Source organism: Ferrimonas marina, assembly GCF_900129905.1.
Taxonomy (GTDB): domain Bacteria; phylum Pseudomonadota; class Gammaproteobacteria; order Enterobacterales; family Shewanellaceae; genus Ferrimonas; species Ferrimonas marina.
Window position 1 is genome coordinate 626935 of sequence record NZ_FQXG01000001.1, and the last position, 26561, is coordinate 653495.

General features: G+C 62.3%; 23 protein-coding genes. 13 read left to right on the plus strand and 10 right to left on the minus strand.

Going from position 1 to position 26561, the window contains the following annotated elements; genetic code table 11:
- Positions 1 to 17: 17 nt before the first annotated feature.
- Positions 18 to 434 (plus strand): hypothetical protein, encoded by a 417-nt coding sequence (locus BUC04_RS02910; protein ID WP_067658401.1) that lies wholly within the window; start codon positions 18 to 20, stop codon positions 432 to 434.
- 8 nt (positions 435 to 442) lie between these two features.
- On the opposite strand, the gene BUC04_RS02915 is transcribed toward BUC04_RS02910, so the two are convergent.
- Positions 443 to 1192, minus strand: coding sequence for a rhomboid family intramembrane serine protease (locus BUC04_RS02915; protein WP_073325551.1), 750 nt, complete (start codon positions 1190 to 1192; stop codon positions 443 to 445).
- A gap of 218 nt (positions 1193 to 1410) precedes the next feature.
- Here BUC04_RS02915 and lon point away from each other — a divergent pair, with 218 nt between their 5' ends.
- The 4 genes from lon to BUC04_RS02935 all read left to right on the plus strand — a co-directional run bounded on the left by lon (position 1411) and on the right by BUC04_RS02935 (position 5890).
- On the plus strand, positions 1411 to 3843 hold the full coding sequence (gene lon / locus BUC04_RS02920; RefSeq protein ID WP_067658404.1) for an endopeptidase La: 2433 nt from the start codon (positions 1411 to 1413) through the stop codon (positions 3841 to 3843).
- A 203-nt stretch (positions 3844 to 4046) separates the two neighbouring features.
- Positions 4047 to 4565 (plus strand): YgjV family protein, encoded by a 519-nt coding sequence (locus BUC04_RS02925; protein ID WP_067658407.1) that lies wholly within the window; start codon positions 4047 to 4049, stop codon positions 4563 to 4565.
- Between the two features lie 69 nt (positions 4566 to 4634).
- A complete protein-coding gene (locus BUC04_RS02930) occupies positions 4635 to 5066 on the plus strand; it encodes a hypothetical protein (RefSeq protein WP_067658410.1) in 432 nt (143 codons plus the stop codon).
- A 149-nt stretch (positions 5067 to 5215) separates the two neighbouring features.
- Positions 5216 to 5890, plus strand: a complete 675-nt coding sequence (locus BUC04_RS02935; RefSeq protein ID WP_067658413.1) for a transglycosylase SLT domain-containing protein — start codon at positions 5216 to 5218, stop codon at positions 5888 to 5890.
- On the opposite strand, the gene BUC04_RS02940 is transcribed toward BUC04_RS02935, so the two are convergent.
- The gene (locus BUC04_RS02940; protein ID WP_067658416.1) at positions 5887 to 6279 is read right to left on the minus strand and encodes a cupin domain-containing protein; all 393 of its coding nucleotides are present in this window, start codon (positions 6277 to 6279) and stop codon (positions 5887 to 5889) included. The two genes, BUC04_RS02935 and BUC04_RS02940, sit on opposite strands and share 4 nt — an antisense overlap.
- A complete protein-coding gene (locus tag BUC04_RS02945; RefSeq protein WP_143165510.1) occupies positions 6255 to 6959 on the minus strand; it encodes a hypothetical protein in 705 nt (234 codons plus the stop codon). The genes BUC04_RS02940 and BUC04_RS02945 overlap by 25 nt, the downstream gene beginning before the upstream one ends.
- Before the next feature lie 205 nt (positions 6960 to 7164).
- Here BUC04_RS02945 and BUC04_RS02950 point away from each other — a divergent pair, with 205 nt between their 5' ends.
- Positions 7165 to 7881 (plus strand): pseudouridine synthase, encoded by a 717-nt coding sequence (locus BUC04_RS02950; protein WP_067658422.1) that lies wholly within the window; start codon positions 7165 to 7167, stop codon positions 7879 to 7881.
- Here BUC04_RS02950 and iadA read toward each other — a convergent pair.
- From iadA to BUC04_RS02965, 3 genes are all read right to left on the minus strand, one after another.
- Positions 7878 to 9041, minus strand: coding sequence for a beta-aspartyl-peptidase (iadA, locus tag BUC04_RS02955; protein ID WP_067658425.1), 1164 nt, complete (start codon positions 9039 to 9041; stop codon positions 7878 to 7880). The genes BUC04_RS02950 and iadA overlap by 4 nt on opposite strands.
- Complete coding sequence (yfcC, locus tag BUC04_RS02960; protein ID WP_067658428.1) at positions 9041 to 10489, minus strand: putative basic amino acid antiporter YfcC; 1449 nt, start codon at positions 10487 to 10489, stop codon at positions 9041 to 9043. Before yfcC ends, iadA begins: the two co-directional genes overlap by 1 nt.
- 66 nt (positions 10490 to 10555) lie before the next feature.
- Positions 10556 to 13369 (minus strand): TonB-dependent receptor domain-containing protein, encoded by a 2814-nt coding sequence (locus tag BUC04_RS02965; protein WP_067658431.1) that lies wholly within the window; start codon positions 13367 to 13369, stop codon positions 10556 to 10558.
- Between the two features lie 386 nt (positions 13370 to 13755).
- Here BUC04_RS02965 and BUC04_RS02970 point away from each other — a divergent pair, with 386 nt between their 5' ends.
- The 3 genes from BUC04_RS02970 to BUC04_RS02980 all read left to right on the plus strand — a co-directional run bounded on the left by BUC04_RS02970 (position 13756) and on the right by BUC04_RS02980 (position 17366).
- Positions 13756 to 15438 (plus strand): cyanophycinase, encoded by a 1683-nt coding sequence (locus tag BUC04_RS02970; protein ID WP_067658434.1) that lies wholly within the window; start codon positions 13756 to 13758, stop codon positions 15436 to 15438.
- A gap of 89 nt (positions 15439 to 15527) precedes the next feature.
- On the plus strand, positions 15528 to 16811 hold the full coding sequence (locus tag BUC04_RS02975) for a metal-dependent hydrolase family protein (RefSeq protein ID WP_067658437.1): 1284 nt from the start codon (positions 15528 to 15530) through the stop codon (positions 16809 to 16811).
- 174 nt (positions 16812 to 16985) lie between these two features.
- Positions 16986 to 17366, plus strand: a complete 381-nt coding sequence (locus BUC04_RS02980; RefSeq protein ID WP_067658440.1) for a septal ring lytic transglycosylase RlpA family protein — start codon at positions 16986 to 16988, stop codon at positions 17364 to 17366.
- 58 nt (positions 17367 to 17424) lie between these two features.
- Here the strand turns inward: BUC04_RS02980 and BUC04_RS02985 are convergent, their stop codons facing one another.
- Together BUC04_RS02985 and BUC04_RS02990 are read right to left on the minus strand one after the other, a co-directional pair.
- Complete coding sequence (locus BUC04_RS02985) at positions 17425 to 17931, minus strand: hypothetical protein (protein WP_067658443.1); 507 nt, start codon at positions 17929 to 17931, stop codon at positions 17425 to 17427.
- Positions 17932 to 17947: 16 nt separating this feature from the next.
- A complete protein-coding gene (locus BUC04_RS02990) occupies positions 17948 to 18679 on the minus strand; it encodes a winged helix-turn-helix domain-containing protein (protein WP_067658446.1) in 732 nt (243 codons plus the stop codon).
- A 373-nt stretch (positions 18680 to 19052) separates the two neighbouring features.
- Between BUC04_RS02990 and BUC04_RS02995 the strand changes: the two genes are divergently transcribed.
- The 4 genes from BUC04_RS02995 (at position 19053) to fusA (ending at position 24015) form a co-directional block, all read left to right on the plus strand.
- A complete protein-coding gene (locus BUC04_RS02995; RefSeq protein ID WP_067658449.1) occupies positions 19053 to 19853 on the plus strand; it encodes a cytochrome C in 801 nt (266 codons plus the stop codon).
- A gap of 21 nt (positions 19854 to 19874) precedes the next feature.
- Positions 19875 to 20375 (plus strand): hypothetical protein, encoded by a 501-nt coding sequence (locus tag BUC04_RS03000; RefSeq protein WP_067658452.1) that lies wholly within the window; start codon positions 19875 to 19877, stop codon positions 20373 to 20375.
- Between the two features lie 149 nt (positions 20376 to 20524).
- A complete protein-coding gene (locus BUC04_RS03005; RefSeq protein WP_067658454.1) occupies positions 20525 to 21520 on the plus strand; it encodes a Vgb family protein in 996 nt (331 codons plus the stop codon).
- 404 nt (positions 21521 to 21924) lie between these two features.
- A complete protein-coding gene (fusA, locus tag BUC04_RS03010) occupies positions 21925 to 24015 on the plus strand; it encodes an elongation factor G (RefSeq protein WP_067658457.1) in 2091 nt (696 codons plus the stop codon).
- 82 nt (positions 24016 to 24097) lie between these two features.
- On the opposite strand, the gene BUC04_RS03015 is transcribed toward fusA, so the two are convergent.
- Positions 24098 to 24910 carry a bestrophin-like domain gene (locus tag BUC04_RS03015; RefSeq protein WP_067658460.1) on the minus strand — a complete coding sequence of 271 codons (813 nt, stop codon included), beginning with the start codon at positions 24908 to 24910 and terminating at the stop codon, positions 24098 to 24100.
- Positions 24911 to 25074: 164 nt separating this feature from the next.
- Positions 25075 to 26529 (minus strand): FAD-dependent oxidoreductase, encoded by a 1455-nt coding sequence (locus BUC04_RS03020; protein WP_067658463.1) that lies wholly within the window; start codon positions 26527 to 26529, stop codon positions 25075 to 25077.
- Positions 26530 to 26561: the final 32 nt, after the last annotated feature.

The window sequence follows — 26561 nt, forward strand, 5'->3', positions numbered from 1 at the left end:
CGGGCCAGGATCCTGCCATGATCGAGATCATCACCACCGTTTCCCTGTGGGAGCTGAGCAAGCACGCCGCCAGTTGGCTGGTGAACCTGCGCCGTGCCAAGCAGTCACGCCGGCAGGAGTCCATCGCCGCGCTGCGCCAGGTGATCCTGGCCTCACGCCAGACCCGCATCTGGCTGCAGCAACCCAGCATCTCCCCCGAGCAACAGCAAACCCTGGCCACCCTGTGGACCGAGCTGAGCTTTACCTTGAGCGATCTGGGGGTGGAAAAACTGGCCAAGCGCTGCGACCTGGCCGGGGCCCAGTGGCAGTGGTCACCCAATCAGGCACCGGAGGCGCTGGCACGGACCCAGGCGCAGCTAGCCAAACTGGAGGGGCTGGCCCAGGCCCTGTTGGCACAACTGCAACAGGAGCATCGGCTCAGCGAATCGGCCTAGCGCCTCGGCTACAAGCGCCTATCCGACGACGGTGGGCCCCGTTGCTCCAACCGGCCCGGGGTCTCGGGATCGATAGGGAAACGCAGCACCTCCGCACCCATCGACCGGGCGCCCCCCTGTTGCCACTCGTCACCAATCAGGTCGTCTTCATCCTCCTCGCCCTCCCACTGGTAGCGCGTCTCCTGGGGCATGGGATCCCAACGGCGAAACGCAACGGCACAAGCCAGCCCCACCAGGGCACCGGCCAGATGGCTTTCGTAGGAGATCCCCGGCTCCCGGGGGAAGACGCTGTAGATCATCCCACCGAACATAAAGAAGGCGATCATCATCAGCGCAATGGAGCGCTTATCCCGACGCAGGATGCTGATCAGAAACAGGTAGAAAAACACGCCATGGGTCAGGCCGCTGGCGCCAAAATGGACACTGGGACGGGCAAACAGCCAAACCCCAATACCGCCCAGCAGCCACACCAGGCCGAGCACCCACCAGCGGCTGTTGGGGTAGCCGTACCACAGCGCGGTGCCGAGGATCAGCAGGCCGATGCTGTTGCCGGCCAGGTGCGCGGCAGAGCCATGAACCAGCGGGGCAAACAGCACGCCCACCAGCCCAGACAGGGTTCTTGGCTCAATTCCCAGAGGCGACAGGTCAACGCTCCAGGCCCAGGCCGACGCCCAGATGATCCAGAGCCAGAGCATGAACAGCGAGACCCGACCCAGCGCCTGCGCTAAGGGATTGGTCTGTTTCGATTGGGTCACCATGGGGCCTCCTGCACACGCTGCTCCTTCTGTTAGACCGAGATTTCGGCCAAATTCTCACCGCCATCGGCCGGTTTCTTTTGGATGGGGGCAGGTATCAGAAAAACCAAGTGATTCTTTTAAAACCCAGGGCGTTGTCCCGGGCTGACCGCCCTGCCCTTGAATTTCATCCCCCCCTCCCCCATCTAAGGGGCATGTTCTAACAACTCACGACGGTCCGAATGAGCCAACACCCGATCAACGAGTTCAGTGCCAACTGGCACCTGGATATCGATGGCGACGGCGACAGCACCAGCGAACTGCTGCCCGCCCTGCCGAAAAAGCCGGACGCCCTGCCGATCATGCCGCTGCAAAACCGCCCCTTCTTCCCCGCCCAGGTGATGCCGGTGGCGGTCAAGGGCGGTGCCTGGCAGGCCACCCTGGAAGCGGTGGAGCAAAGCAGCCACAAGATGATGGTGCTGTTTCACACCCTGCAAGAGGACGCCGCAGAGGGTCAGCTTGATCTCGATAAGCTGGCTAAGACCGGCTGCGTGGTGCGGGTTCACCAGATCAATAAAACCGAGGACGGCCAGTACCAGTTTGTCGCTGAAGGGGTGGAGCGGGCTCAGATCCTGCGTTGGCTTAACCACAGCCAGCCCTACATGGCGGAGCTGAGCTACCCCATCGAGGAGCATCCGGAGAGCAAAGAGGTGAAGGCCTACGCCATCGCCCTGATCAGCACCCTGCGTGAGCTGGTGCCGCTCAACCCGCTCTACTCCGAGGAGCTCAAGCACTACCTGGAGCGGTTTGGCCCCAACGAGCCCTCGGCACTGACCGACTTTGGTGCTGCCATCACCACCGCGCCGGTGGCGGATCTGCAGGCGGTGCTGGACACCGTCAGCCTGCTGCCGCGGATGCAGAAGGTACTGGCGCTGCTGAAAAAGGAGCTGGATGCGGCCAAACTGCACTCCGAGATCAGCGAGCAGGTGAACCAGAAGCTGGAGAAGCGCGAGCGGGAGTTCTTCCTGCGCGAGCAGCTCAAGGTGATCCAGCGCGAGCTGGGGGTCTCCAAGGACGACAAGACCGCCGATGCCGACGAGTTCCGCCAGCGGATGAAGGGCAAGACCCTGTCCGAAGCGGTGGAAAAGCGTTTTACCGAGGAGCTGCAAAAGCTGTCGGTGCTGGAAACCGGCTCGCCGGAATACGCCGTCACCCGCAACTACCTGGATTGGCTGACCCAGGTGCCCTGGGGGATCTTCGCCCAGGACAGCCTGGACCTGGCCAAGGCGCGCAAGGTGCTCAACAAGCACCACGACGGCCTGGATGACGTCAAGGATCGGATCCTGGAGTTTCTCGCTGTGGGCAGCTTCAAGGGCGAGATCGGCGGCTCCATTATCCTGCTGGTCGGCCCGCCGGGGGTGGGTAAAACCTCCATCGGCAAGTCCATTGCCGAGTGTCTGGGTCGTCCCTTCTACCGCTTTAGTGTCGGCGGCATGCGTGACGAGGCGGAGATCAAAGGTCACCGCCGCACCTACATCGGCGCCATGCCCGGCAAGCTGGTGCAGGCGCTGAAGGAATCCGAGGTGATGAACCCGGTAATCATGCTCGATGAGATCGACAAGATGGGCAGCAGCTACCAGGGCGATCCCGCCTCGGCACTGCTGGAGACCCTGGATCCGGAGCAGAACGTTGGCTTCCTCGACCACTACCTGGATGAGCGACTGGACCTGTCCAAGGCGCTGTTCGTCTGTACCGCCAACACCCTGGACAGCATCCCCGGTCCGCTGCTGGATCGGATGGACGTGATCCGTCTCTCTGGCTACCTGGCGGAAGAGAAACTGGCCATCGCCAAGCACCACCTGTGGCCGCGGCAGCTGACCAAGGCCGGGCTTAAGCGCAGCCAGCTGCGGATCAGCGATGCGGCCCTACGCAAGGTGATCGACGGCTACGCCCGTGAGGCCGGCGTGCGGGCACTGGATAAGCAACTGGCCAAGCTGGTGCGCAAATCCGTGGTCGGGCTGCTGGAGCGCGGCGAACAGAAAGCCAGCATCGGCCACAAAGAGGTGGAGCCGATGCTGGGCATGCCCCGCTTCAAACCCGACGATCTGATGGCTGGGGTGGGCATTGTCACCGGTCTGGCCTGGACCTCCATGGGCGGCGCCACCCTGCCGGTTGAGGCCCGCCGGGTCCACCAGCAAAGCCGTGGCCTGGTGCTGTCCGGTCAGCTCGGGGAGGTGATGAAGGAGTCCGCCGGTATCGCCCACGACTATGTGGCCGCCGGCATTGCCGAGGGTGGCAGCCTGGCCCGCTATGGCGCCGAGCCGGACTACTTTGCCAAGGCCAACCTGCACCTGCATGTGCCCGATGGCGCCACGCCCAAGGATGGCCCCAGTGCCGGGGTCACCATGGCCACCGCCCTGCTGTCGCTGGCGCTGGATAAAGCGCCACGCAAAGGGGTGGCGATGACCGGCGAGCTCAGCCTGACTGGCCAGGTGATGGCGGTGGGCGGCATTCGTGAGAAGGTGATCAGCGCCAAGCGGCAGAAGATCTTTGAGGTGATCCTGCCGGAGGCCAATCGGGGCGACTTCGAAGAGCTGCCGGACTACGTCAAGGAGGGGATGACCGCCCACTTTGCCAGTCGCTACGAGCAGGTCGCGGCGCTGATGTTCGACTGAACGCGCTGCCATGCCCAAGCAAAAAGCCGCCCCCGAGGCGGCTTTTTTTGTGAGCCAGAATGGCCGAGTCCTTGCGCTGCCCTGCTGTGGTTCACAAAAGCCGACTCCCAGGCTGTTGAGTCATAAGCATCCAACCCAGATCACGGACAGGCTGGTGAATTTATCGACAATACCGCCTCTGAATTTTTCCTTGGAGTCGGTGGGTGTTAGAGCAGGCAAGCACAATCTGGTGGTGGGCGCAGGGGCTGGGGGCCTTCTCGATGCTGGTCGGCTGGTGGGCCAATGCCCAGCGCGACGATCAGCGCCTGCTGCGCGGCAACCTGGTGGCTGCCGGCCTCACCGCTTTGCACCTGGGCCTGTTGGGCAGCCCGTTGGGGATGACCAATCAGCTGGTCAACGCCGGTCGCTTCGCCCTGGCCCAGCACTGGCGCCATTGGAGCCTGGCCTTGGGCTTCGCCGTCGCTGCCCTGGTGCAGGGGGCACTAATGGCAAGCCATTGGAGCGAGTGGTGCGTGGTGGCTGCCGCCGTGCTCTCCAGCGTGCTGCTGTTCCAGGTTCAGGGCCGGGCCCTGCGCTGGGGGTTGCTGCTGTGTAACGCCTTGAACCTGACCCTCTCCGTTACCCTGGGCAGCCTTTCCGGCATCCTCTACCAGTGCGTCACCATGGCGTTGCTGCTACAAAGCCTGTTGGCCACGTCCCAGCCTCAGCCCCAGCGCTCCTAACATTGACCCGCGCTCGCCCAGGCCTGGAGCTGTTACACTGTAACTATGGTGGCATGGAGGCGTTGACGTATGTCCATGCGTTTTTACTTGGTCGATCTGGGCGAGATGCAGTTTGAAGGCATGCTCAGTCAGGACGGCCCCCACATCAAGCAGCTCGGTGGCAGCAGCCTCGCCATCGGCGAAGCGGCGCTGCATTACGGCGACCCGATGGATCCCGGTTGGCGCTTGGTCAGCCCCCACCAGGCGATCCCCTTAACCCCTCTGGACGAATCCCAGGTACTGGAGCTGGCCACCCACTTCGGCCTGCCGATGCGCACCGCCCCCAACGAGCCGGTCAGCGGCGGCGACTTCCTCCACAGCCCGGCGTTCCAGGGTTTGTGCGACTGGGTGCGCCAGCATCCGGGCAAGGCCCAGCGGCTCTATCACCAGCATCATCAGAAGACTCCAGGCTGGCTCGAGGTGGTCGACGCCGCCAATTCCCTGGCAGATGAATCCCACTGATTGGACCAGCTACCGTCCGGTAAGACAGGTTAACACCTGGTTAAATCCCGTTATGGAATGCACAAGTTACAGATAAGTCAGGGTAATTTCTCACATCATTTGCACTCGACTCAGAGACAGTGTGTCAAAACAATGGCATACTCCGCGCCATGCTTCTGACTCGTGAATTTTTACAACAGAACAAAGTCACCGGCCTGACCACGGCGGGGTGTTTGTTGATCCTGACCGCCTCCTGGCAATGCGCCAGCAAAGAGCAGCAACCCGAGCGCCAGACCCTGGCCCTGCCGACTTTTGACGCCAGTGAACAGCGCTTCGATAAAGAGGTGATGGAGTATGCAGCCCGGCTGCAGAGCGCCTACCGCCTGGATGAGACCACGGCGCAGCGCTACAGTGCCTACATCATCGAATCGGCGTCCTACTCCGGCGTGCCCCGTGAGCTGCTGGCCGCATTGATCCACACCGAAAGCCACTTCCGTGACCAGGCGGTGTCTGTGGTGGGTGCCGTCGGCCCGGCCCAGATCATGCCGCGCCTGTGGGAAGAAGCCTGTGGGGATGTGCACGAGCCGCGCACCAATGTGCTGTGTGCCGGCCTGGTGCTGAAGCATTACCAGGAGCAGTTCTGCAGGGATGACAGTGCCCCCTACGCCTGCGCCCTGAGCCACTACAACGTCGGCCCGGGTACCCTGCGACGTCAGCCGGAGCGAGGCCAGGCCGCGGCCAACCGCTACCTCAACAAGATGAACTACGCGTTGTCCGCCTACGACGGTGTGATGGACGAGCTGACCATGGACGAAGAGCGCCTGCTGTTCGCCGATCTGCTTTAATCCCCTTTCCTCAACAAGCTGGGATCGCCCCCTGCCGTTTCAACATCGGCAAAGAACACCGCAATCCAGACCGACTGATGATCCGGATCGGTCCAGACGACCCGATGGCGGCAGTGGGCGGGGATCAGCAGATGATCCCCCGGTGCCAGCCGCACCTCTTGGCCATCATCAAACGCCAGCACCGCTGCCCCTTTGAGTAACAGTACCCACTCGTCCTGGTCCTGATCGTACCAGCCGGACTCCGGGCTGCTCTGGCCCTGGGACAGGATCCGCTCGATCTTCACCTGTCCGGTCTCCAGCAGGGTATCGAACACCTCCTGCTCCAGCGCACTGGGCAGGGCCTGCCACAGGTTGCCCAGTGGGGTTACTGGTCGCTGCTCTCTGGCCATACGGGAACCCCCTGGCACACCAATTGATCCAACGCCTGTTGATACTGGGGCAGCAGCCCTTCGGCCAGTTCCGGCTGAGCCAATACCTCGCTCAACTGTTGGCAGGCCAAGCGGATCGCTTGCGCTTCCTGCTCCGACGCCAGCTGGGTCTTGATCAGGGTGGCCAGATCGACGGCCTGACGCTGCAGTTCCGTCAACGACTCGTAGCTGCGGGCGTTGTCCTGGTCCAGGCGGCGGGCCTGCTGGCTACTGAGCAGGGCCTGGCCGCCATTGGCCATCGCCCGGCTCCAGGCATTGCCCCCCAGCAGGGTGTTGAGGCTAGCAGCGGTGGCACGCTGCTGATGGCCGCGACTGGGCAGATCCACCCCCATAGCCCGGGCCAGGCCGATAAGGCCACCCAACCTGGGGTGCAGCGACAACAGCTCAGGTACCAGGTTGGCCAACTCGGAAAGCAGGTAGCGGGCCTGGCTCTTGGGCGCCTGCAGCAGCGCCGCCACCAGTTGATCGAGAAACAGTGGCAGCGCTTCGGTGGGGTCTTCCGGCAGGATCCCGGTTTCCGCCAACTCCTGGCGCAAAGCGCTCTTGGCGTCATCCAGGTGGGGCTGCATCGGTTTGAGCTCCGGCTTCATCGCGCCGAGCAGGCCCTCCTCCAGCACCCCATCCTCTAACACCTTTTTCAACCACTTACCGCTTAATGCCATCGCTGTTTCTCACTAATGGATACCCCACCAGTATGGCCAAAGCCCGGCCGGGTTTACACGTCAGCGTGTCAGCGTTGGAGCGGGATCACACCCGCCTGGTCATTTCCTGGCCAGTTGAGCCAGCGCCTTACTGGCCCCTTGCCGAGGGAGCGAGTAGGATCGCCAGAGATTCACGGAGACCACCATGCCCCTAACCATCCTCTACCAAGACGCCCACCTTGTCGCCATCAACAAACCGGCAGGGACACTGGTGCACCGGGGGGAGCGGGCCAGCCACGGACGCCACCCCATTCTGCAGCAGCTGCGGGACCAGATCGGCCAAACCCTCTACCCGGTTCACCGACTGGATAAAGCCACCTCCGGGGTGCTGCTGTTTGCCCTGGACAGCGATACCGCCTCCCGGCTGGTCAAGCAGTGGGGTGAGGTGAACAAGCGCTACCTGGCGGTGGTCCGCGGCCATCTGCAGGACACCCTGCTGGATCTGCCGTTGGCACCGCCGCGGGATCGTTTCGATCCCAACTGGACACCGGGCCCGGAGAAGCCGGCCCAAACCCGCTTTACCTGCCTGGCCCAGGCCGAGCTGGCCATCGCCATCGATAAGTACCCCAGCTCACGCTATTCGCTGGTGTGCTGTGAGCCGCTGACAGGGCGCAAACACCAGATCCGCCGGCACCTGCGCCATCTGGGCCATCCTATCCTGTGCGATACCCGCTACGGCAAGAACCGTCACTACCACTACTTTCGCGATCACTTCGGCATCAACCGGATGCTGCTGCATTGTCAGCAACTGCAGTTAACTCACCCGGTTAGCAAGGCCTCGCTGGTCATTGAGGCGCCACTGGATGACCTGTTTCAATCAGCGCTGGCGCGGCTGGATTGGAGTCAGCACCGGCCAGGCTAAAACGGCTCGGTGACCAGCGCCCGGCCCTGTTGCACCATCGCCTTGCCGCCACACCACAACGCCTGCACCGCCAGACTGTCCCGCTCCAGCAACAACAGGTCAGCGCGCAACCCCGGCGCCAACCGGCCGCGATCAGCCAAGCCCAACACGGTAGCAGGATTGCGACTAACACAGGCCAACACCTGCTCAAGCGGCACGCCCAGCTCATGGGCTGCCACTACCGCCTGGTGCAAGCTGGCCACCCGCCCCACCTGCAGACCCTGGTAGCGGCCATCGGCATCAAAACTGGGCAGCGAGGCGTTGCCATCGGAGCTGAGGGTGACCCGCGAAGGCGACACCCCGGCGCTGAGCAGACGCCGCAGCGCCTCGGCCGCCGCCACCTCCCCCTGGGCCAGCAACTCCGGCGTGGTACTGGCAGTGATATCCAGCCAGCCGTCCGCCAGGCCAAACTCAATGGCCGATTGGAACACCGCCTCGGTGCGATTGACGTGGGTGGGATAGAACTGGGACAGCGGCAGGTTGCTCTGCGCCACGCTCTGGCGCAGCCACTCCAGTCCCGTGGGATCGTCGCCCAGATGGATAGAGACCACCCCCGCCTTACCGGAAAGCAGGCCGCCGGTGCGCGCCTGGCTGGCCAGGCGGATCAGCTCCTGGGGAGATGGGTGACTGCTGCGGTGATCCGCGATGGCCACCTCCCCGACACCCAAACAGGGCTCCAGCAGCATCACATCCTCGCTGACGTCCGCCAGCAGGGTGCGTACCGGGACCTGGTAGCCACCGGTGTAGAAGAAGCAGCCCAGCCCCAACTGACGCAGGGCGTAACACTTGGCGATCAGATCCGGCAGGGTGCGGCTGATGGCGTCGGTCCCCAGCGCCCCCACCACGGTACTGACCCCCGCCAGGGTGGCTTCGGTCAGGGCCATGGCCGGAGTGCGGGTATGGAATCCCCCTTCCCCACCGCCCCCGGTGATGTGCACCAGGGAATCGATAAAGCCCGGGCAGGCGATAAGACCGTTGCCCTCCACCGTCTCCAGCGGCACCGAGCCGGTCAATCGGATCTGTGGTGCCATCGCCTCAATCTGGCCATTAGCCAGCAGCAGATCCTGACGCCCCATGGGCTCAGGGGCGAACACCTCAACATTTCGGATCAGGGTCAACATCAGTGGTATCCTCCCAACGCCGCCGCCATCACTACAAGGGTGGCCAGCAGCATCACCAGGCCCATTAGCGGACCAACAAATCTCAACCAAACGCCCCAGGGAATGCGGGCCACGCCCAGACAGCCCACCAGCGAAGCAGAGGTGGGGATCACCACGTTGGTGAGGCCATCCCCCAATTGAAACGCCAGTACCGACAGCTGCCGGCTCAACCCCAGCAGATCCGCCAGCGGCGCCATCAAGGGCATGGTCAGCGCCGCCTGGCCGGAGCCGGAGGAGACCAGCAGGTTAAAGCCGGACTGGAACCAGAACATGGTCGCCGCCGCAGCCGCTGGACTGAGCGGCTCCAAGGCCTGTGCTGCGCTATTGAGCAGGGTATTGAGTACCGAGGGGCTGTCCGGCGCATCGCCCCCCAACAGCAGCACCACCCCTTTGGCCAGGGCCACCACCAGCACCGCCGGCACCAGCGCCGCGGCCCCCTCAACAAAGCGATGAGACAAGGTGTTAAGGCTATCGTAGCGCCCGCCCAGCCGGGCCAGCAGCCCAACCACCATGGCGAGGGCAAAGAACTGGGCGGCGATCTGAGGCAGGTAGTAGCCCTCGGCCATCACCCCCCAGCAAACCCAGGCCAGCCCCGTTAGCACCAGCAACAGGATGGTGCTGTCCAGCCAGGTCACGGGCTCAGACTGTGCCTCCCCGGCCTGATCGCGCCAATAGGCGTCAGCCTGGTAGCTCAAGGATCGCTCGGGCGAGAGCCGAACCCGGCGACCGTGGCGCCAGACGAAGGCCATCCCCAGCAGGGTCAGCCCTAGCCACACGCCGATCCGCAGCGACGCCCCGCTGAGCAGCGGTAGCCCGGCAATACCCTGGGCGATGGCCACGCTGAACGGGTTCATCCAGCTGGCGGCAAAACCCAGTTGGGTGGCCAGGTAACAGCAAGCCACCGCACTGAGACTGTCATAGCCCAGCCGCACCAGGGTGGGAACCAGGATCATGCAAAAGGCGATCGCCTCCTCGCCCATGCCAAACACCGCCCCGGCAAAGGAGAACAAGGCAAACAGCAGCGGCAGCAACAGATCCTGACCACGTCGTCCCCGGGCCACCGCCGCCAGTACCGCGCGATCGATGCTGCCGGTGCCCAGCAGCACCCCAAAGGCGCCGCCCACCACCAACAGAAAGCCCGCCACACCGACGGCACTGCCCCATTTGCTGCCGGACACCAGCCCCTCAAACAGCAGATTGGCCAAGCCGATTTGACCGTCCTCGGCGAACAACGGCATCGGGTTGGGCTGCCCCTGCAGCTGGAAACTCCCCGCCAGCAGCTGGCTACCCTCCGGGCCTAACTCAAACTGGCCCGCCGGCACCACAAAGGTACAGAGCCAGGCCAAGACCCCGATCAAACACAACAGCACGGTGGCATCGGGCATCACCGGCCCGGCACGCTCACTCATCACCCGCTCCTTTCAGGCAGACAAAAGAAGGGGGCCGGTCAGCCCCCATGCTTTGATGCTCCGCACTCAGAAGCGGTAGGTGTAGCTGACGCGGTAGTAGCGGCCCAGGATGTCGTGATTGAACACATCGACGTTCTGGCTGCTGCCGTAGACCACCGGCGCATCACGGTCGAACAGGTTCTCCACCGCCAGGCGCAGGGTGTGGTGTTCACCCAGGTCATAGCCGACCTGGGCATTGACCTTGGTCCAGGAGGGGACTTCGCGATCCGCGCTGATCCCCAGCCGCTCCAGGTCAAAGTCACTGAGGGCGTCCAGATCGTTGTCCTCGTAGCCACTGGTGTAAAGCGCGGTCATCGAGCCAAACCAGTCGTTACGGGCAAAGCGCAGGGTGGCACTGGCCAGGGTCTCCGGGTACTGGTAGCTGCCCGCCAGCTCCTCCTCACCGACGCTGGCGCTCTTCTGCCGCTTGAAGGAGAGCACGTGGGTGATGTCGGACAGCAGGGTCCAATCTACCCCCAGCGCGGTGAAATCCTGGCTGTAGGTCAGGTCCAGGCCGTGGGTCTCCTGGGTGCCCAGGTTTTGCAGCTGCAGGTGCACGTCGCCGTCCACCACCAGCGGCGTCAACGGGTTGCCGCTGTCGTCACAACGCACCGGTACCCCTTGTGGGTTTTGCGCCGGGACGCTGTCGCAAGAGAGCAGGCTGGGATCCGCCAACGCCTGCAGCAGGGTGAACTCCGGATCCACCGCCACCAGCTGCTCGTGCTCGAAGCGCCAGTAGTCCAGGGTCAGGGTGATGTCGTCGGTGGGGCTCAGGGCGAAGCCGGCGTTGTAGGAGTCCGCCTCCTCCGCCTGCAGCTCGGCATTACCGAACTCAATGGTATCGATGGAGAAATCCGAGGCGCCATCGCAGTCGGCGTAGCCCTCGGCGATGCCGGACTTACACTCCACCACGGCGCTGGAGAGCTTCACCCCGGCGCCCACCTGGGCCAGCGAGGGGGCACGGAAGGAGGAGGCCCAGGAGGCCCGCAGCACCAGGCTGTCCAGCGGGCGGTAGCGCAGCCCCACCTTGGGATTGAAGTCGCCGCCGAAATCGCTGTAGTGGTCGTAACGGCCGGCCAGCTGCATATCCAGGCTATCGGCCAGCGGGATCTGGAATTCGCCGTACAGCGCCCAGGTGGTGCGATCCGCCTCCACCCGGGTGGAGCCAAAGCGGATCACCTCCGGCTGGAAGCCGTTCTCAAAGGTGCCCTCCGCCAGCTCCGAGGGGATATCCTCCAGCTCTTCCCGACGTACCTCGCCACCGAAGGCAGCGGAGATGACTCCCGCCTGCCACTGGGCCAGATCGCCGGACAGGTTGAAGTCCCAGCTGTAGAGGCTCGACTCACCGTTGCGCGGTACCTGTTCGTAGATCAGATCCCAGGCGGCGGGGTCATTGACGCCATCGCCGCGACCGGCCCAGGCATCGTAAGGGCTGATCAACAGCCCCTCGCCGGGCTCACAGATAGAGCCGTCGGTGCACAACGCGCCATTAAGCGCCGCCTCCAGCTTGCTGCGGCTGGCGATCCCGGCGCTGCCCAGCTGTTCCGATTCACTGCGGGAGGCCGACAGTGCGGTCTCCCAGATCCAACTGCCCAGATCGCCGCGCAAACCGGTCACCACACGCCAGGACTGGGTTTCATTCTCCACCAGGCGGGTGTCCGGCAGACGGCCGTAGATCTGGAAGCTGTCGTCGATGATGCCGCCGAAGGCGTCCTCGTAGAAGTCCACGAACGCCTGGCCGATCGGGTTGATGCTGCCATCCTCGTTGGTCAGGGCGGGATGGAGCTGATCCGGATTGCGGGGGTCGAAGAACGGCACCTCGATGCCATTCAGTGGCGCCGAGCTGGACTCCCCCTGCCCCTTGGTCTGGGAGAACATCAACTCGGTAAACCATTCGGTGCCGTTATCGAAGCCGTAGTTGTAGGTGGCGCCAGCGCCCCACTGCTCAAAGGCAGGCTCATAGGGGCGGTACTGGTTGCTGTTGTAGGCACAGTACTCGAAGAATCGCTCCGCCGGGTGGTCCGCATCTCGGTCGTCAAAGCGGATATCGTCAGGACAGTTGGGATCCACCTTGTCCTTGGCCAGATCGAAGAACAGGGTATTGTAGCTGGCCCAGGCGTGTTGCTTGCTGGGGAAGAAGCTCTCGGCAGTCTGCTCCCGGTCCCTCAGGTAGGTGGCATTGCGGTCGTAGTAGTCGGCAAACAGGGTCAGGTTGCTGTTGCCAAAGTTCTTGCCCCACACCAGGTTGAGGTTCTTCTTGCTGTCGTCGCTGCTGGCTTCGGAGTCGCCGTAGCTGACGTTGAGCTCAAAGCCCTCGTAATCCTTCTTGAGGATGTAGTTGATCACCCCGGCTACCGCATCGGCACCGTACAGCGCCGACGCCCCGGTAGGCAGGATCTCGATACGATCAATAGCCGCCAGGGGGATGGCGTTAATGTCGACGAAGTTCTCCGAGCCAAAGGCAAAGGAGCTGACCGATACCCGCCGCCCGTTGATCAGGGTCAGGGTGGAAGACGCCCCCAGCCCGCGCAGGGAGCCGGCGGCCTGGCCCGCCGGCGAACTGCCCGACAGGGCGCCAGAGGCGGAGGTGGAGAACGTACCGGTGCCGCCGCGGGTCTGGCCGACCTCACGCAGCAGCTCCGACACCGAGTTGGCGGAGGAGCTTTTGATGTCCTCCGCATCGATGGTGACCAGGGGCTGAGCACCCTCCAGATCGACCCCCTTGATGCGGGAGCCGGTCACCTCGATGCGTTCGGGGGTGGATTCCTCGGCCGCCAAGGCCTGGGCAAGCGGAGACAGAGCGAAGCCGGCGGCAGCCAGCAGCAGCAACGGATTGTTCATGAGTTCTTCCTTGTGAGCCGGTCATCAAGACCGTCGGATCCGGACGCAACAAGGGCGCCGGGGATCCGCTTCCATCAAAATGGGTCTATCAAGGGGGGCATGGTTGACGCCCCCAAGCACGGGCGGACTGAACCTGGGTTCAGCCGATGGGCCTAGCACTTGGGGTTATTCGTCAAACCACTCACTGAGGTAGAAGCTCTCGAAGTAGTAGTTTGACAGTGACGCGGCGTTTTTGAGCATGACGTCCTGTCTTCCTGAAATCCGGTAACGAGGCCGGTCTGGTGACCAGCGCCTATAAACGAATACCTGCTCGTTGACCCTGATGTCAATAGCATGTTACCGACTAGTAATAGATCGATAACCTGTTGTGCATAATGGATTTGTAAGTGAATAATCATTCAAAACTCGGCTCTGCCGTGCTGCTGTCGCTGGCCCTGGTGGCGCCCCTCAGTGCGACCCAGGCTAATACCCTGTTCCTGGTCGGTGGCGGGATGAAAAGCTGCGCCAGCCAAAACCTGGCCGCCTGCAACGCCGCTGCCCTGCCCGTCAATCTCGCCGAGGGGTCACGAACGGGCCTGCGCTTCTCACTCAGCGACGACAATCTGGCCCGTGCCAGTGCCGCCAATCACTGGCACTCGGCTGAGCACGCTAAACAGGCACTTCAGCAGCTGCAAAGGCTCGCCAAGCGGCTGGGAACCGACCCCGTGAGCAAGTCGTCGCTGCAGCAGGCCCTGCGCGAGCAGGACGACAGCAACGACTGGTACCAAAGCCTGTCTGATCAGCAGTGGTACCTGCTGCTTGACCGGCTGGAAGCGCCCCAGCTCGATGACCAGGGCGAACGGCTCAAGGAAAGCACCTGGCTGCAGTACAACCGGGATCCGCACACGCCCCAGCTGGTCGCCCGCTTCACCGAGCTGGCCGCCAAAGCGGGTGACAAAGCCGATGGCGAAGCGCCGCTGCTGCTGGTGATGACCAGCAGCGCCCGCGACCCCTTCGAGGCCCATGACTTCTACCTCAGCCTGTTTGCCAGTGCCGGCGCCCAGGTTCGCTGGTTGCCGCTGGATGCCAGCGTCCAGGCGGCCCGCCGAGACCGCGCCTGCGACCAATTGCCCCGCTACCGAGAGCAGGTCCAGGGCAATGCCGAGCGCCAGCGGATCTACCCAAAGCTGGCCCAGGCTCAACGGGCTCACTGCCAACAGCCGCAGTTAGGCCTGGAGCTGCTGGCCCAGGCGGATGGCCTGTTCATCAATGGCGGCGATCAGTGGCTGACCTGGCAGGCACTGCGCCACCCCGATGGCGGCGATACCCCGGAGCTTGCGCTGATCAAACAGCGAGTGGCCAAGGGCACTCTGGTGGTGGGCGGCACCAGTGCCGGTACCGCGGTGCAAGCCAGTGGCGTGATGATTAGCAATGGCAGCAACCTCAGCGCCCTGCGCGATGGCCCTGTCGATGCACCGCCACCGGCCCGGGATTGCGACGGCGGCCCGGCTTGCGATGGACTGGCCGGCGACCAACTGACCTTTAACCCACAAGGTGGACTGGGCCTGTTCATCCCGGGCCTGACCGACACCCACTTCTCCGAGCGAGGTCGACAGCTGCGCCTGGCCATCCTGGCCAACCAGACACAGGTGCCTATCGCCGTGGGGGTCGACGAAAACACCGCACTGGAGGTGAGCGGCAACCGTTGGCAGGTGTTGGGTCAAGGGGGCGTTTGGATTTGGCAAAGCGCGCTGCAGCGCAGCCACTACCTGCGCCCCGGGGACACGGCTACGTGGCAGGCCGACACCCTGGCCGTCGAGCTGGGTCAGGTCAATTCCGGCCCCCACCCGGGCCCCTCCATCGAGCAATCCGTGCAGCTGGATACCGATCAGATCCATCAACTGGCCCAGCAACTCTGTCAGCAACAAGGCACCCTGGCGCAGGGGCATATCGACCTCGGGGACAGTGCCCTGTTGGTCTCCCTCAAAGCCGATGGGCAAACCCACTTTTCGCCGGATCCCTCCGGCTGCAGCTACCGGGATCTGAGCCTCAGTATCGTGCCTTACCCCATCAGCCAAGAGGATGATTAGTCACCTTAAGTGACTGTTCATTCGAGCACTTTCGCTTGCGTGTCGAGTCTGGCATGTTATGGGTTTGCCCCATTCTGAAGGATTAGAAGATGAAAACTCGCGTTGCGCTGGCCCTGGCGGCCCAGCTGGTTGTGACCGCCCCGGCCTGGGCCCAGCAGACCCTGATCCACGCCGGTAGCCTGATCGACGGCGTTAATGACGCCGCTCGCCAACGGGTCTCGGTGGTGGTGGAAGACAACCGCATCGTCGCCATCGAAAGCGGCTTTGTCGATGCCCAGGCCAGCCAGCAGCTGATCGACCTGTCGGACTACACCCTGATGCCCGGCTTGATGGACATGCACACCCACGTCGATGGGGTCACCAACGCCGAGAGCTACACCGAGGGCTTTTTCAAAGACCCGGCCTATTTTGCCCTGCGTGCCACCACCTACGCCGAGGCCACCCTGATGGCGGGCTTCACCACGGTGCGAAACCTCGGCGGTGACGTCAGCCTGGCGATGCGCGATGCCATCAACGAAGGGCATATCCAGGGTCCGCGGATCTACGCCGCCGGTAAGTCGATCGCCACCACCGGTGGCCATGCCGATCCCACCAACGGCATCAACCGTCACCTGCGCACGCTGGAGGGGGATCCCACCCCGGAACGCGGCGTGATCAACGGCCCCTACCAGGCCCGTCAAGCGGTGCGCCAGCGCTACAAGGAGGGCTCTGACGTGATCAAGTTGACGGTAACCGGCGGGGTGTTGAGCCTGGCCAAGAGTGGCCACAACCCGCAGTTCATGGACGATGAGCTGGAAGGGATCATGGACGCGGCCAAGGACTACGGCTTTGTCGTGGCGGTGCATGCCCACGGAGCCGAGGGGATGAAGCGGGCGGTGAAGGCCGGGGTGCATTCGGTTGAACACGGCACCTTTATGGACGACGAGGTGATGGCGCTGATGAAGCAGCACGGCACCTATTATGTCCCCACCATCACCGCCGGTCGCTGGGTGGCCGAGCATGCCGATCAATACCCCGCCATTGTTCAGCCCAAGGCGCGCCTGGTGGGGCCGCAGATCCAGAAGACCTTCGCCAAGGCTTACGCCGCAGGCGTGCCCATCGCCTTCGGCACCGATGCCGGGGTGTTTCCCCATGGCCTCAATGGCCGCGAGTTCGGCTACATGGTCGAGGCAGGCATGCCCGCCATGGCCGCGATCCAGTCCGCCACTATGGGCGGTGCCCGCTTGCTGCGCATCGACCAGGAGTTGGGCTCGGTGGAGGTGGGTAAGCTGGCAGATCTGGTGGCGGTAAAGGGCAACCCACTGGAGCAGATCAGTCTGATGGAATCGGTCACGTTCGTGATGAAGGATGGCGAGGTGGTCAAAGCTCCCTAGCCCGACCAGGCCTCAGTATCTCAGTAGCAACTGCTTGCGGCAGGCCCACTCGGCCTGCCGCCATTATTTAACCGTGTGCCAACTGCACAAATGCGAACCCCATTCGCGACATCAGCTTCACCGGCTGATAGTCTCCGCCCCATCCTCAGTAAACCCATCGAAGGTACCCTTATCATGCGGATCCGTATCGCTTTTCTACTGGCACTGCTGACCCTGACCGGCTGCAGCAGCCTGGACCAATCCCTCAGAGAGGGACGGACCGGCACCGTAGAGCAGGGCCAAGCCTCCTTCTACGCTGATAAGTACCAGGGCCGAACCACCGCCAATGGTGAGCGCTTTGATCAGCAGGCGATGACCGCCGCCCACAAGACCCTGCCCTTTGGCACCCGGGTCCGGGTCACTAACCTCAACAACGGCAAGCAGATCGTGGTACGGATTAATGACCGCGGTCCCTTTGTTCGCGGCCGCATCATCGATCTTAGCTATCGCGGCTTTAGCCAGCTTGCCAGCCCCAGCGAGGGATTGATCCCGGTTAAGATGGAGGTGCTGCCCTAGCCTGCCAAAACGGGCGGGGTGGCCATGGCGTTTACCGCCATTGCACTCGCGCTACTCCTTAACCCGTGGGGGTCATGTTGCAGCCGCACACGGCGCAATTGGGCAGAAACAGCAAGATGGCCACATCCTGTTCTTCATCCCGTTCCAGAAAACGCAGGGTCATGGTGTGGGTTTCCCCCTGGGCCTGGTTGCGTTGACCAAAGGCGGCCATGTTGCGCATGTGCTGGGGCATCTGGGTTTGTTCCGCCTCCAGGGTCAGTGCGCTTTGCGACAGCGACAGGGCCAGTAGTTTGCCCTGGTGCTGCTCTGACAGGATCTGGCCGCGCATCGACAGCTCCCCCAGTGGATCCCCCTGCTCGCTGAAGTAGCGGTAGAGGATGGAGGCCCGGTCACCCTGCAGCAGGAAGTTGGCCAGTACCTGGAAGCGAGGGCCAGCCTCGCCCTGGTCATCCAGCTCCAGCAACTCGCCACGGCAGGACAGCACCATATCCAAATCCGGCGTCGTCAGCCTGGGCCAGTGCCATAGCCCCCAGGCCAGCAGCACGGCGGCAAGGATCAGCCCCACAACCCCTTTGCTTATCCTATTCACAAAGCTTTACCTCCCGCAGCCATTCGCCCTGGTCAAACCCGGGCTGCAAGCGAAAATCGCTGATCTTCAGATTGCGCAGGGTGGGCAGGCCATCCTCTTCGCCGCGCAGGGTCAGGTTGAGCACCTGGCCATCGTTGGACAGGGCCAGGTAATAGGTGTGCCAAGGTGAGCGTGCGCAGCGGCTGAGGCCCTGGCGCAACTGCTGAGCAATGGGGGCAAGGTGGCGGTCGGTGACATCCGACTGCATCACCTGGATCAGGCTGACACTCTGCTGCGCCAGCTGGACGGTTTCCATCCGCTGTACCTCGGGCAGGGGCGTAGGGCGAACACTGAAATAGAAAACCAGCAACATCAACAGAGCCAGTGCCACGGCCGCCCCACCAAGCCAGCGCGGCCTTGCCCTCGGGGGCGACGACTCAGGCACACTGCTGACGACCTCGCGCACCCAGCAGTAACCCTTACCGGGAACGGTTTGCAGCCGCTCGGCCTCGTTATCGAGGAACTTGCGCAGGGTAAACACCGCCTTAACCACCGCCGAGCCGGACATCACCGGCTTGGCCTCACCGGCGCAACGCAGCCGCTCCTTGCTCAAAGGGATATTGGGGTGATCCAGCAGTTGGGTCAGCACCAGGAACTCCGCCCGTGGCAACTGCCAGCGCTCGTCGCGGCCCTGGTGGTACAGCTCGCCCTGTTGCCGGTCAAAGCGCACCTCACCGAACTGCATCGGCTGCTCCTCGCCTCATCATCACCTCACTGTTGCCTGCTCGACTCTCACTTTTCACCGCCACTATTTACCATCTGATGGGGTAACGGCTACCCCGGGATCGGCACCAACCTTGCGCCAGATCAAAGGGCAAACCCCTTGAGCCAGCGGAATAATCGCAGTAATCGAGATTATTGCCAGTGATGCCTCACAGATACAAGTTTAAGTCACTGAAAAATAACACCCTTGATTAAGCAAATCCGCTCCGTTGCTGCGCCACTGCCATGGCGCCGATTACCGTGATACCGATCACACTTTCCCAGCTCTGCGTCACCAACACTGAACTCAAGCCCCAGCCACGCTGGGTTTGTAAAGCCAACCTAAGGTGACCACTATGGACAGAAGACAAGCCATCACTAAGATCATCGGAATGACCGGCGCCTCCGCAGGTGCCCTGATGCTCAGCCACCCCGCCCTGGCCGTTACCAATGCTGATGGCCAATGGCAGCTTAGCCTGGGTGAATCCCTGGCCTACGCCAAGATCGACCCGATGGTCGCCGCCCGCAACGCCTATGAAGCCGGTAACGGTTGTATGTACCAGGTCTTCCACGGCATCGTCAGCACCCTGGCCCAATCCGACAGCCCCGATGCCGACAAGTTTGCCCAGATCCCTACTGCAATGGCGCAATACGGTTACGGCGGGATCCTCGGTGAAGGCACCATCTGCGGCAACATTAATGCCGCCGGGATGCTTCTTAACTTCCTATCCATCAACGGCGAACCGGCCAAGACCCTGCTGATGCCCATCGGCCGCTTCTATGAAGAGACTGTACTGCCGTTCCGCGATACCGCCTTCCTCGATGGCATCGGTGCCAATACCGAGGAGCTGATTGCCAAGGTGGGCGACCCCACCATTGCCAATAGCCCGCTTTGCCACGCCTCGGTCACCAACTGGGCCAAGGCCAACGGCAAAACCGCCAAGGATAAAGGCGAACGCTGCTCCGAGCTCTCCGCCTCGCTGGCATACCAGATTGCGCTGATGCTGAACCAGGCAATGGACGGTGAAGACGTCGTGGCCATGTACCCCTTCAGCGACACCGTCTCTGAGTGCAAAGCCTGCCACACCCCAGCGGACGACTTCGGTCACAGCGTCGCCAGCAACATGGAGTGCGACACCTGCCATGGTGGCCACTGAGTGACAGATAAGGAGGTCATTATGACTGTTCGCAACGCACTCACCGTACTGGCTATGGCCCTTGTGCTCGGCGCCTGTGGCGGTGACGACAACGACGGCAGCGTTGACAACCCGCCGACACCCACCCCGCCGCCACCGCAGGAGGAGAGCATCGGTATCGATGAGACCACCAGCCTGGCGCTGACCCTGGAGGCCTTTGACGGTCCCAGCGGGGCAGTAACCTTTAGCCTGACCGGCGATGATCAGCTCCCGGTCACCGGAGTCGAGCGTTTCCGGCTGCTGTATCTGGGTTACCCACCCGCTGGGCCCACCTCCGTCAAGTACGCCCTGCCCTGGCACCAGACCGAAGACTATGACTGTCTGGACGCCGAAGCGGACTGCCTGATGGTGCTGGAAGAAACCAGCCTTGGCCAATACGAGGTCCTGCCCACCGAGCTGTACTGGCAGGAACTGATTGAGGACCACAAGGTGATGATAGAGGTGGTGGGCGACCAGGCCCAATCACCCCCGGTCTGGAACTGAGTTCGCACGACCAACACGCTTGCCCCCTTTATGGGGGCTTTTTTTTGTTCCGGGGAGCCAATGGCCACGACAGGTGAAAAAACTTCTCAAACTGGGCAAGCTTAAGCTAATCAATGAGTGTCCACTGTTTAGCAGCTCAAGGAGCGACGATGAATCTGCTGCGTGCCACCTTGCCCCTTATTGCCGCGGCGGGCCTGCTTGTGCAAGCCCCACTGCAGGCGGAAGCCACCACCCCCACCCTGACCGAATGGGAGATCGAATGGGGCGGCCGGCCCCGTGACCCCTTTGTTGCCCCCAATGGCGATGTCTGGTTCTGCGGCCAGGCGGGCAACTACATTGGCCGGCTAACACCGGACTCCGGCCAACTGACCCAGTACGACCTGCCGGACAACACCCATCCCCACAACCTGATCATCGATGCCAAAGGCACCGTCTGGTATGCCGGCAACAAGAACGGCCACATCGGTGCCCTGGACCCCAACAACGGCACCATTACCCAGTTCCCGATGCCGGCATCGGTTAAGGATCCCCACACCCTGATCTTTGACGGTAAGGGCCACATCTGGTTCAGCGCCCAGTGGAGTAATAAGGTGGGCCGACTGGATCCCAAGGATGGCACCGTGGTGGTGATTGACGTACCCACCGAGGATGCCCGCCCCTACGGCATCAAGCAGGCACCGGATGGCAGGATCTGGACGGTGCTGCTGGGCACCAACAAGCTGGCCGTGGTCGACCCCGACAGCCTCAGCCTGACCGAGATCGCCCTGCCCTCGCCCCAGGCGCGGCCGCGACGACTGGAGATCACCGACGACGGCCGCATCTGGTATGTCGACTATTTCGGCGGCGTGCTGGGGGAATACCGCCCCGAGGAGAACAGCTTCGAGCGGCACCTGTTACCCCGCGGGGCGAAAAGTCAGCCCTACGGCACGGCGCTGGACAGCGATGGCATCGTCTGGGTAGCCCAGACGGGGCTGCAACCCAATCAACTGGTGGGCTTTGATACCCAGTCCGGAGAGTTTGGCGAAGAGGTGGCGGTGCCCGCAGGGGGCACGGTACGCCATATGATGTACCACGCCCCCAGCCAGGCAATCTGGTTTGGCGTCGACACCGGCTTCCTCGATCGCCTGGTGGTGGGCAAGGAATAGTAGCTCAACGGGCACGACACGCCGTCGTCGTGCCTCACATCAACCGGCTTTACCGCCGCCCAAGCCAGCCAGGTTATCGACCGTTTTGCTTAACCAGCGGGTTGCGATTTGTCTCAGCGGCGATTCAGCTTGGCTCGCAATAACTTAGCTAACCCACGAGAATCCCAGTCAAAAACCATTTTCTGGCGGTTCAAAGGCACGACAATGCTGGAAAATGCCACACTTAGACGGCGCTCGCCCCATCGCAAAATCCCCATCTGACGCGGACTGAATCCCGGTTTATCCATTTTTTTACGCCAACTTATGGCGTTAAGGTCCGCAAACTTGAGATTGGAGATAACAATGGGACAAAAATCTTGTATACTTGCGCGGAATTTTGGCGCTGATTTTTTATAGAGTGAAAAATGGCTGACTTATCCAAGTACCGTAACATTGGTATCTTCGCACACGTAGATGCCGGTAAAACCACCTCCACTGAGCGTATCCTGAAGCTGACCGGTAAGATCCACAAAACCGGTGAAGTACACGATGGCGCCGCCACCACTGACTTCATGGAGCAGGAAGCTGAGCGTGGTATTACCATTCAGTCTGCTGCGACCACCTGTTTCTGGAACGACCACCGTCTGAACATCATCGATACCCCTGGGCACGTTGACTTCACCGTTGAAGTTTACCGCTCCCTGAAGGTTCTCGATGGTGGTGTAGGCGTATTCTGTGGTTCCGGTGGTGTTGAGCCTCAGTCCGAAACCAACTGGCGCTACGCTAACGAATCCGAAGTTGCTCGTCTGATCTTCGTGAACAAGCTGGACCGTATGGGTGCAGACTTCTACCGCGTTGTTGATCAGGTGAAGAACGTTCTGGGCGCTCGCCCGCTGGTAATGGCCCTGCCGATCGGCATCGAAGACGACTTCAAAGGCGTTGTAGATGTTCTGTCTCAGAAGGCCTACATCTGGGACGATTCCGGCCTGCCGGAAAACTACGAAGTAGTAGACATCCCGGCCGAGATGGTTGACGACGCTGCCGCTTACCGCGAAGAGCTGATCGAAACCGCTCTGGAAGCCGACGAAGACCTGCTGATGGAGTACCTGGAAGAAGGTACCGAGCCGTCCCTGGAAGAGATCAAGCGTTGTATCCGTCAGGGTACCCGTGACCTGATGTTCTTCCCGACCTACTGTGGTTCTGCGTTCAAGAACAAAGGTATCCAGCTGGTTCTGGACGCCGTTGTTGACTACCTGCCGTCCCCGACCGACGTACCGGCTCAGCCTCTGACCGATCCGGAAACCGGTGAGCCGACTGGCGAAGTAGCTACCGTATCCGCTGAAGAGCCGCTGCGTGCTCTGGCGTTCAAGATCATGGACGACCGTTTCGGCGCCCTGACCTTCATCCGTATCTACTCCGGTGTTCTGGAAAAAGGCATGACCATCCTGAACTCCGCTACCGGCAAGACCGAGCGTATCGGCCGTATGGTAGAGATGCACGCTGATGACCGTACCGAGATCACCCGCGCTCAAGCCGGTGACATCATCGCGGTTGTAGGCATGAAGAACGTACAGACCGGTCACACCCTGTGTGATCCGAAGCACGAGTGCACCCTGGAGCCGATGATCTTCCCTGAGCCGGTGATCTCCATCGCCGTTGAGCCGAAGGACAAAGGTTCCACCGAGAAGATGGGCGTTGCCATCGGTAAGATGGTTGCTGAAGATCCGTCCTTCCAGGTTGAGACCGACGAAGAGTCCGGTCAAACCATCCTGAAGGGTATGGGTGAACTGCACCTGGACATCAAGGTAGACATCCTGAAGCGTACCTACGGCGTTGAGCTGGTAGTAGGTCAGCCGCAGGTTGCTTACCGCGAAACCATCACCACCCCGATCGAAGACAGCTACACCCACAAGAAGCAGTCTGGTGGTTCCGGTCAGTTCGGTAAGATCGACTACCGCATCAAGCCGGGCGAGCAAGGTACTGGCTTCAAGTTCACCTCCACTGTTGTGGGCGGTAACGTACCGAAGGAATTCTGGCCTGCCATTGAGAAAGGCTTCGCTGGCATGATGGAAACCGGTCCGATGGCTGGCTTCCCGGTTCTGGACGTTGAAGTTGAGCTGTTCGACGGTGGCTTCCACGCCGTTGACTCCTCCGCTGTTGCGTTCGAAATCGCTGCCAAAGGCGCTTTCCGTCAGTCCATGCCGAAGGCCGGCCCGCAGCTGCTGGAGCCGATCATGAAGGTAGACGTGTTCACTCCGGAAGATCACGTTGGTGATGTTATCGGTGACCTGAACCGTCGTCGTGGCATGATCAAGGACCAGGAAGCTGGCGTTACTGGCGTTCGCATCAAGGCCGACGTACCGCTGTCCGAAATGTTCGGTTACATCGGTCACCTGCGTACCATCACCTCTGGTCGTGGTCAGTTCTCCATGGAGTTCGCCCACTACGCAGCCTGCCCGATGAACGTTGCAGAAGCGGTTATCGCTGAAGCCAAAGAGAAAGCGGCCAACAAGTAAGTTGACCCCTTGCTCTGAGCATTAGGCTCAAACAAAAGCCCCGATGGGAAACCATCGGGGCTTTTTTGTGCCTGTTGCTTCGCTACTGCGTCGATATCAGCGCCTCGAGGTCGCCACCCATCCCCTCATACAGGTTGTACATGGCGTGTTGGTCCACCTGGATAAGGCCGCGCTGGGGCCGATCCAGATCCACGATCAGGGTCACCAGCAGGGAGAACGCCAGCGACAGCGGTACCACCGCACTCAAGCGCCGCCTGCCGGTCATGCCCACCTGGGTACCCAGGGTCATCATGGTCAGGGCGCAGATCACCAACAGCGCTATCCAGACACTGGTGGGGATGCGGTTGTAATAGGAGCCGGTGGCGCGCTGTTCGTGCATGTCGATCAACTCGTTGGTAGCTTGCACCATCAACGCCACGGTGGGGCTGGACTCCTGCTTTGCCACTGACACCACCTGATGCCACAGTGCCTCGTGGATCACCACCGAGCTGCGCTGAATTGCCTCCATCTCCTCGCCAAACACCACCTTATCCTCTGCCGCCCGCAGCCGCGTCTCCACGTAACGTCGCAGCAAGTCCCTCACCTCCCCCGCTGCCGCCTCCGGCAGCAGATCGGTGCGCAGGTAGGCGGTGCCGATGACATTGGCCTCCAGCAACACGTTCTCCTTGCGGGTCTGGTGCTGTCCCGCCGCCATGGAGAAGGAGAACGCCAGGACAAAGCCCAGCATTCCCAGCAGTCCCCCCACCATAGGGCCAAGGGAAGACGAACCATCGCCCTCCTCCTTGTTGCGAAAGCCCAGGTAGCCCAGCTGATAGCCCAGCTCACAGGAAGACAGCATCACCAGGACGATCACCACCCAGACCCAGGCGGTGGGCAACAGCTCGATAAAGTGCATTGGGCCTCCTCCCTGCTTATGCCCATGGATTTGAGGATCTCAAGTGTAGTCAAGGCACAGAATCAGTCAGGGGAAGCGAGAAGGTTGGCCGGGCTCAGGCCATGGAAAACTGCGCACCCCAGTAGGTGCGCATCATTGAGGAAGTTGCGGGGATTAGGGCAGATTCAGATTGGCGCTAGGCCGGTGCGCTGTGCCAGGGCAGCTGGATAGGCGCGGGCCTTGGCCATCTGCATCGCCTGCTGTTCGACCTCGGCGTCGTCACACAGGGGTAACGGCTCTGGGCTGCGCCTGGGCAGCCAGCCCAGCTGCTGCAGCTGGGCCAAGATCGCCTCCGCTACCGGCAGCGCCGAGTTGGCCTTGACGATTTCAGCCCGGGCGTAATGCTCGCCGGCAAAGGAGACCTCGGCGGCACGCAGCGCCGGGTCCTGCCCCGGGATCTGCTGGGCACCAAACAGTGGCTTCGCCGCCGGGTTGGCAGAAGCGAATCGCGGCAGGAAGCGGGCCATGTGCTCAATCGCCCGCTTGCTGCGTTCCTGCACCAGGGTATCCGGCCAGCCAGTGTTGAGCTTGCGTTGAAACTGACTGGCCAGTCTGGGCTGGGCCGAGTCCACCGGACTGGCCACCAGCCCCTGCTTAAACAGAGTGATGTTCTCGGTCATACCGTGCAGTTGTACCAGGCCATCGGCATAGGGGGTAAATTGGGCCATCCCCTGGGGGGAGCCCCGTTGGCCATGGAAGATAAGCTCTGGCCACTCGCCCTGGCGCTCGCCCCATTGGGTCACGTAGGCGGCCTTGAACTCCACCAGGCGCTGCCTCGGCAGCGAGGCCATGTCGTCCAGTGCACCACTGCGGTAGCCGCAGGCGTTGACCAGGTAATCCACCTGCAGCGCACTGCTCTGACCGAAGTGCTTTAGACTCAGCCACCAGCCGCCGTTTTGCCGCTGCAGGTCCACCACCTCGGTGTCCAGCCGCACCTGGCAATTGGCCTGCTGGGCCAGCACCATGGCCGCGTTAGCCGCCAAGCGGAATACCGACAGGCCATATTCCTGCACCAGAATCAGCGGCCACTTGACCTGATCGAAGTCCAGCTCCTTGGCCAGGGGTATCATCCAGTCGTCGTCACACTGGGGCGTTTCAGGCAGCGGGCGGGTCGCCAACTCGGTCAGCGTCGCCCGGTCATAGAGGCGGAAGTAGTTATCCGGAGCCCCCAGCACGGCGTTGGCCGGATCGGTCGCCACCAGCTTGTGGTAATGGGCTTGTACTGTCTCCAGCCTCGGTAACAGGCTGCTAACCTCCCCCGGATCGCGGATCGGTACGGCGATCACCGTCGGGCGGACATTGGCACAATGAGGAAAGAAGCGCAGGGTCTGGATCGACTGCTCCAGCAGGGTCAGGCACTGGTCCTGGGGCAGCTCACGATAGAGATTGCCGCCGGCGTGGAGGTGGCAGATCGGTGGGCCATTCACCAGGCTGGGGCCCTTCTCCAGCAGCACCACCTCGCAATCGGGGTTCTGCGCCAACCGCATGGCAATGGTGGCCCCGGCCACACCCCCTCCCACCACGCCAATACGGGGGCGAGAGCGAGCATCGGATTGCAGTGCTGGCATGGCAGGGGTCATGGCGCTTCCTATTACATCAACGTCGAATTCGG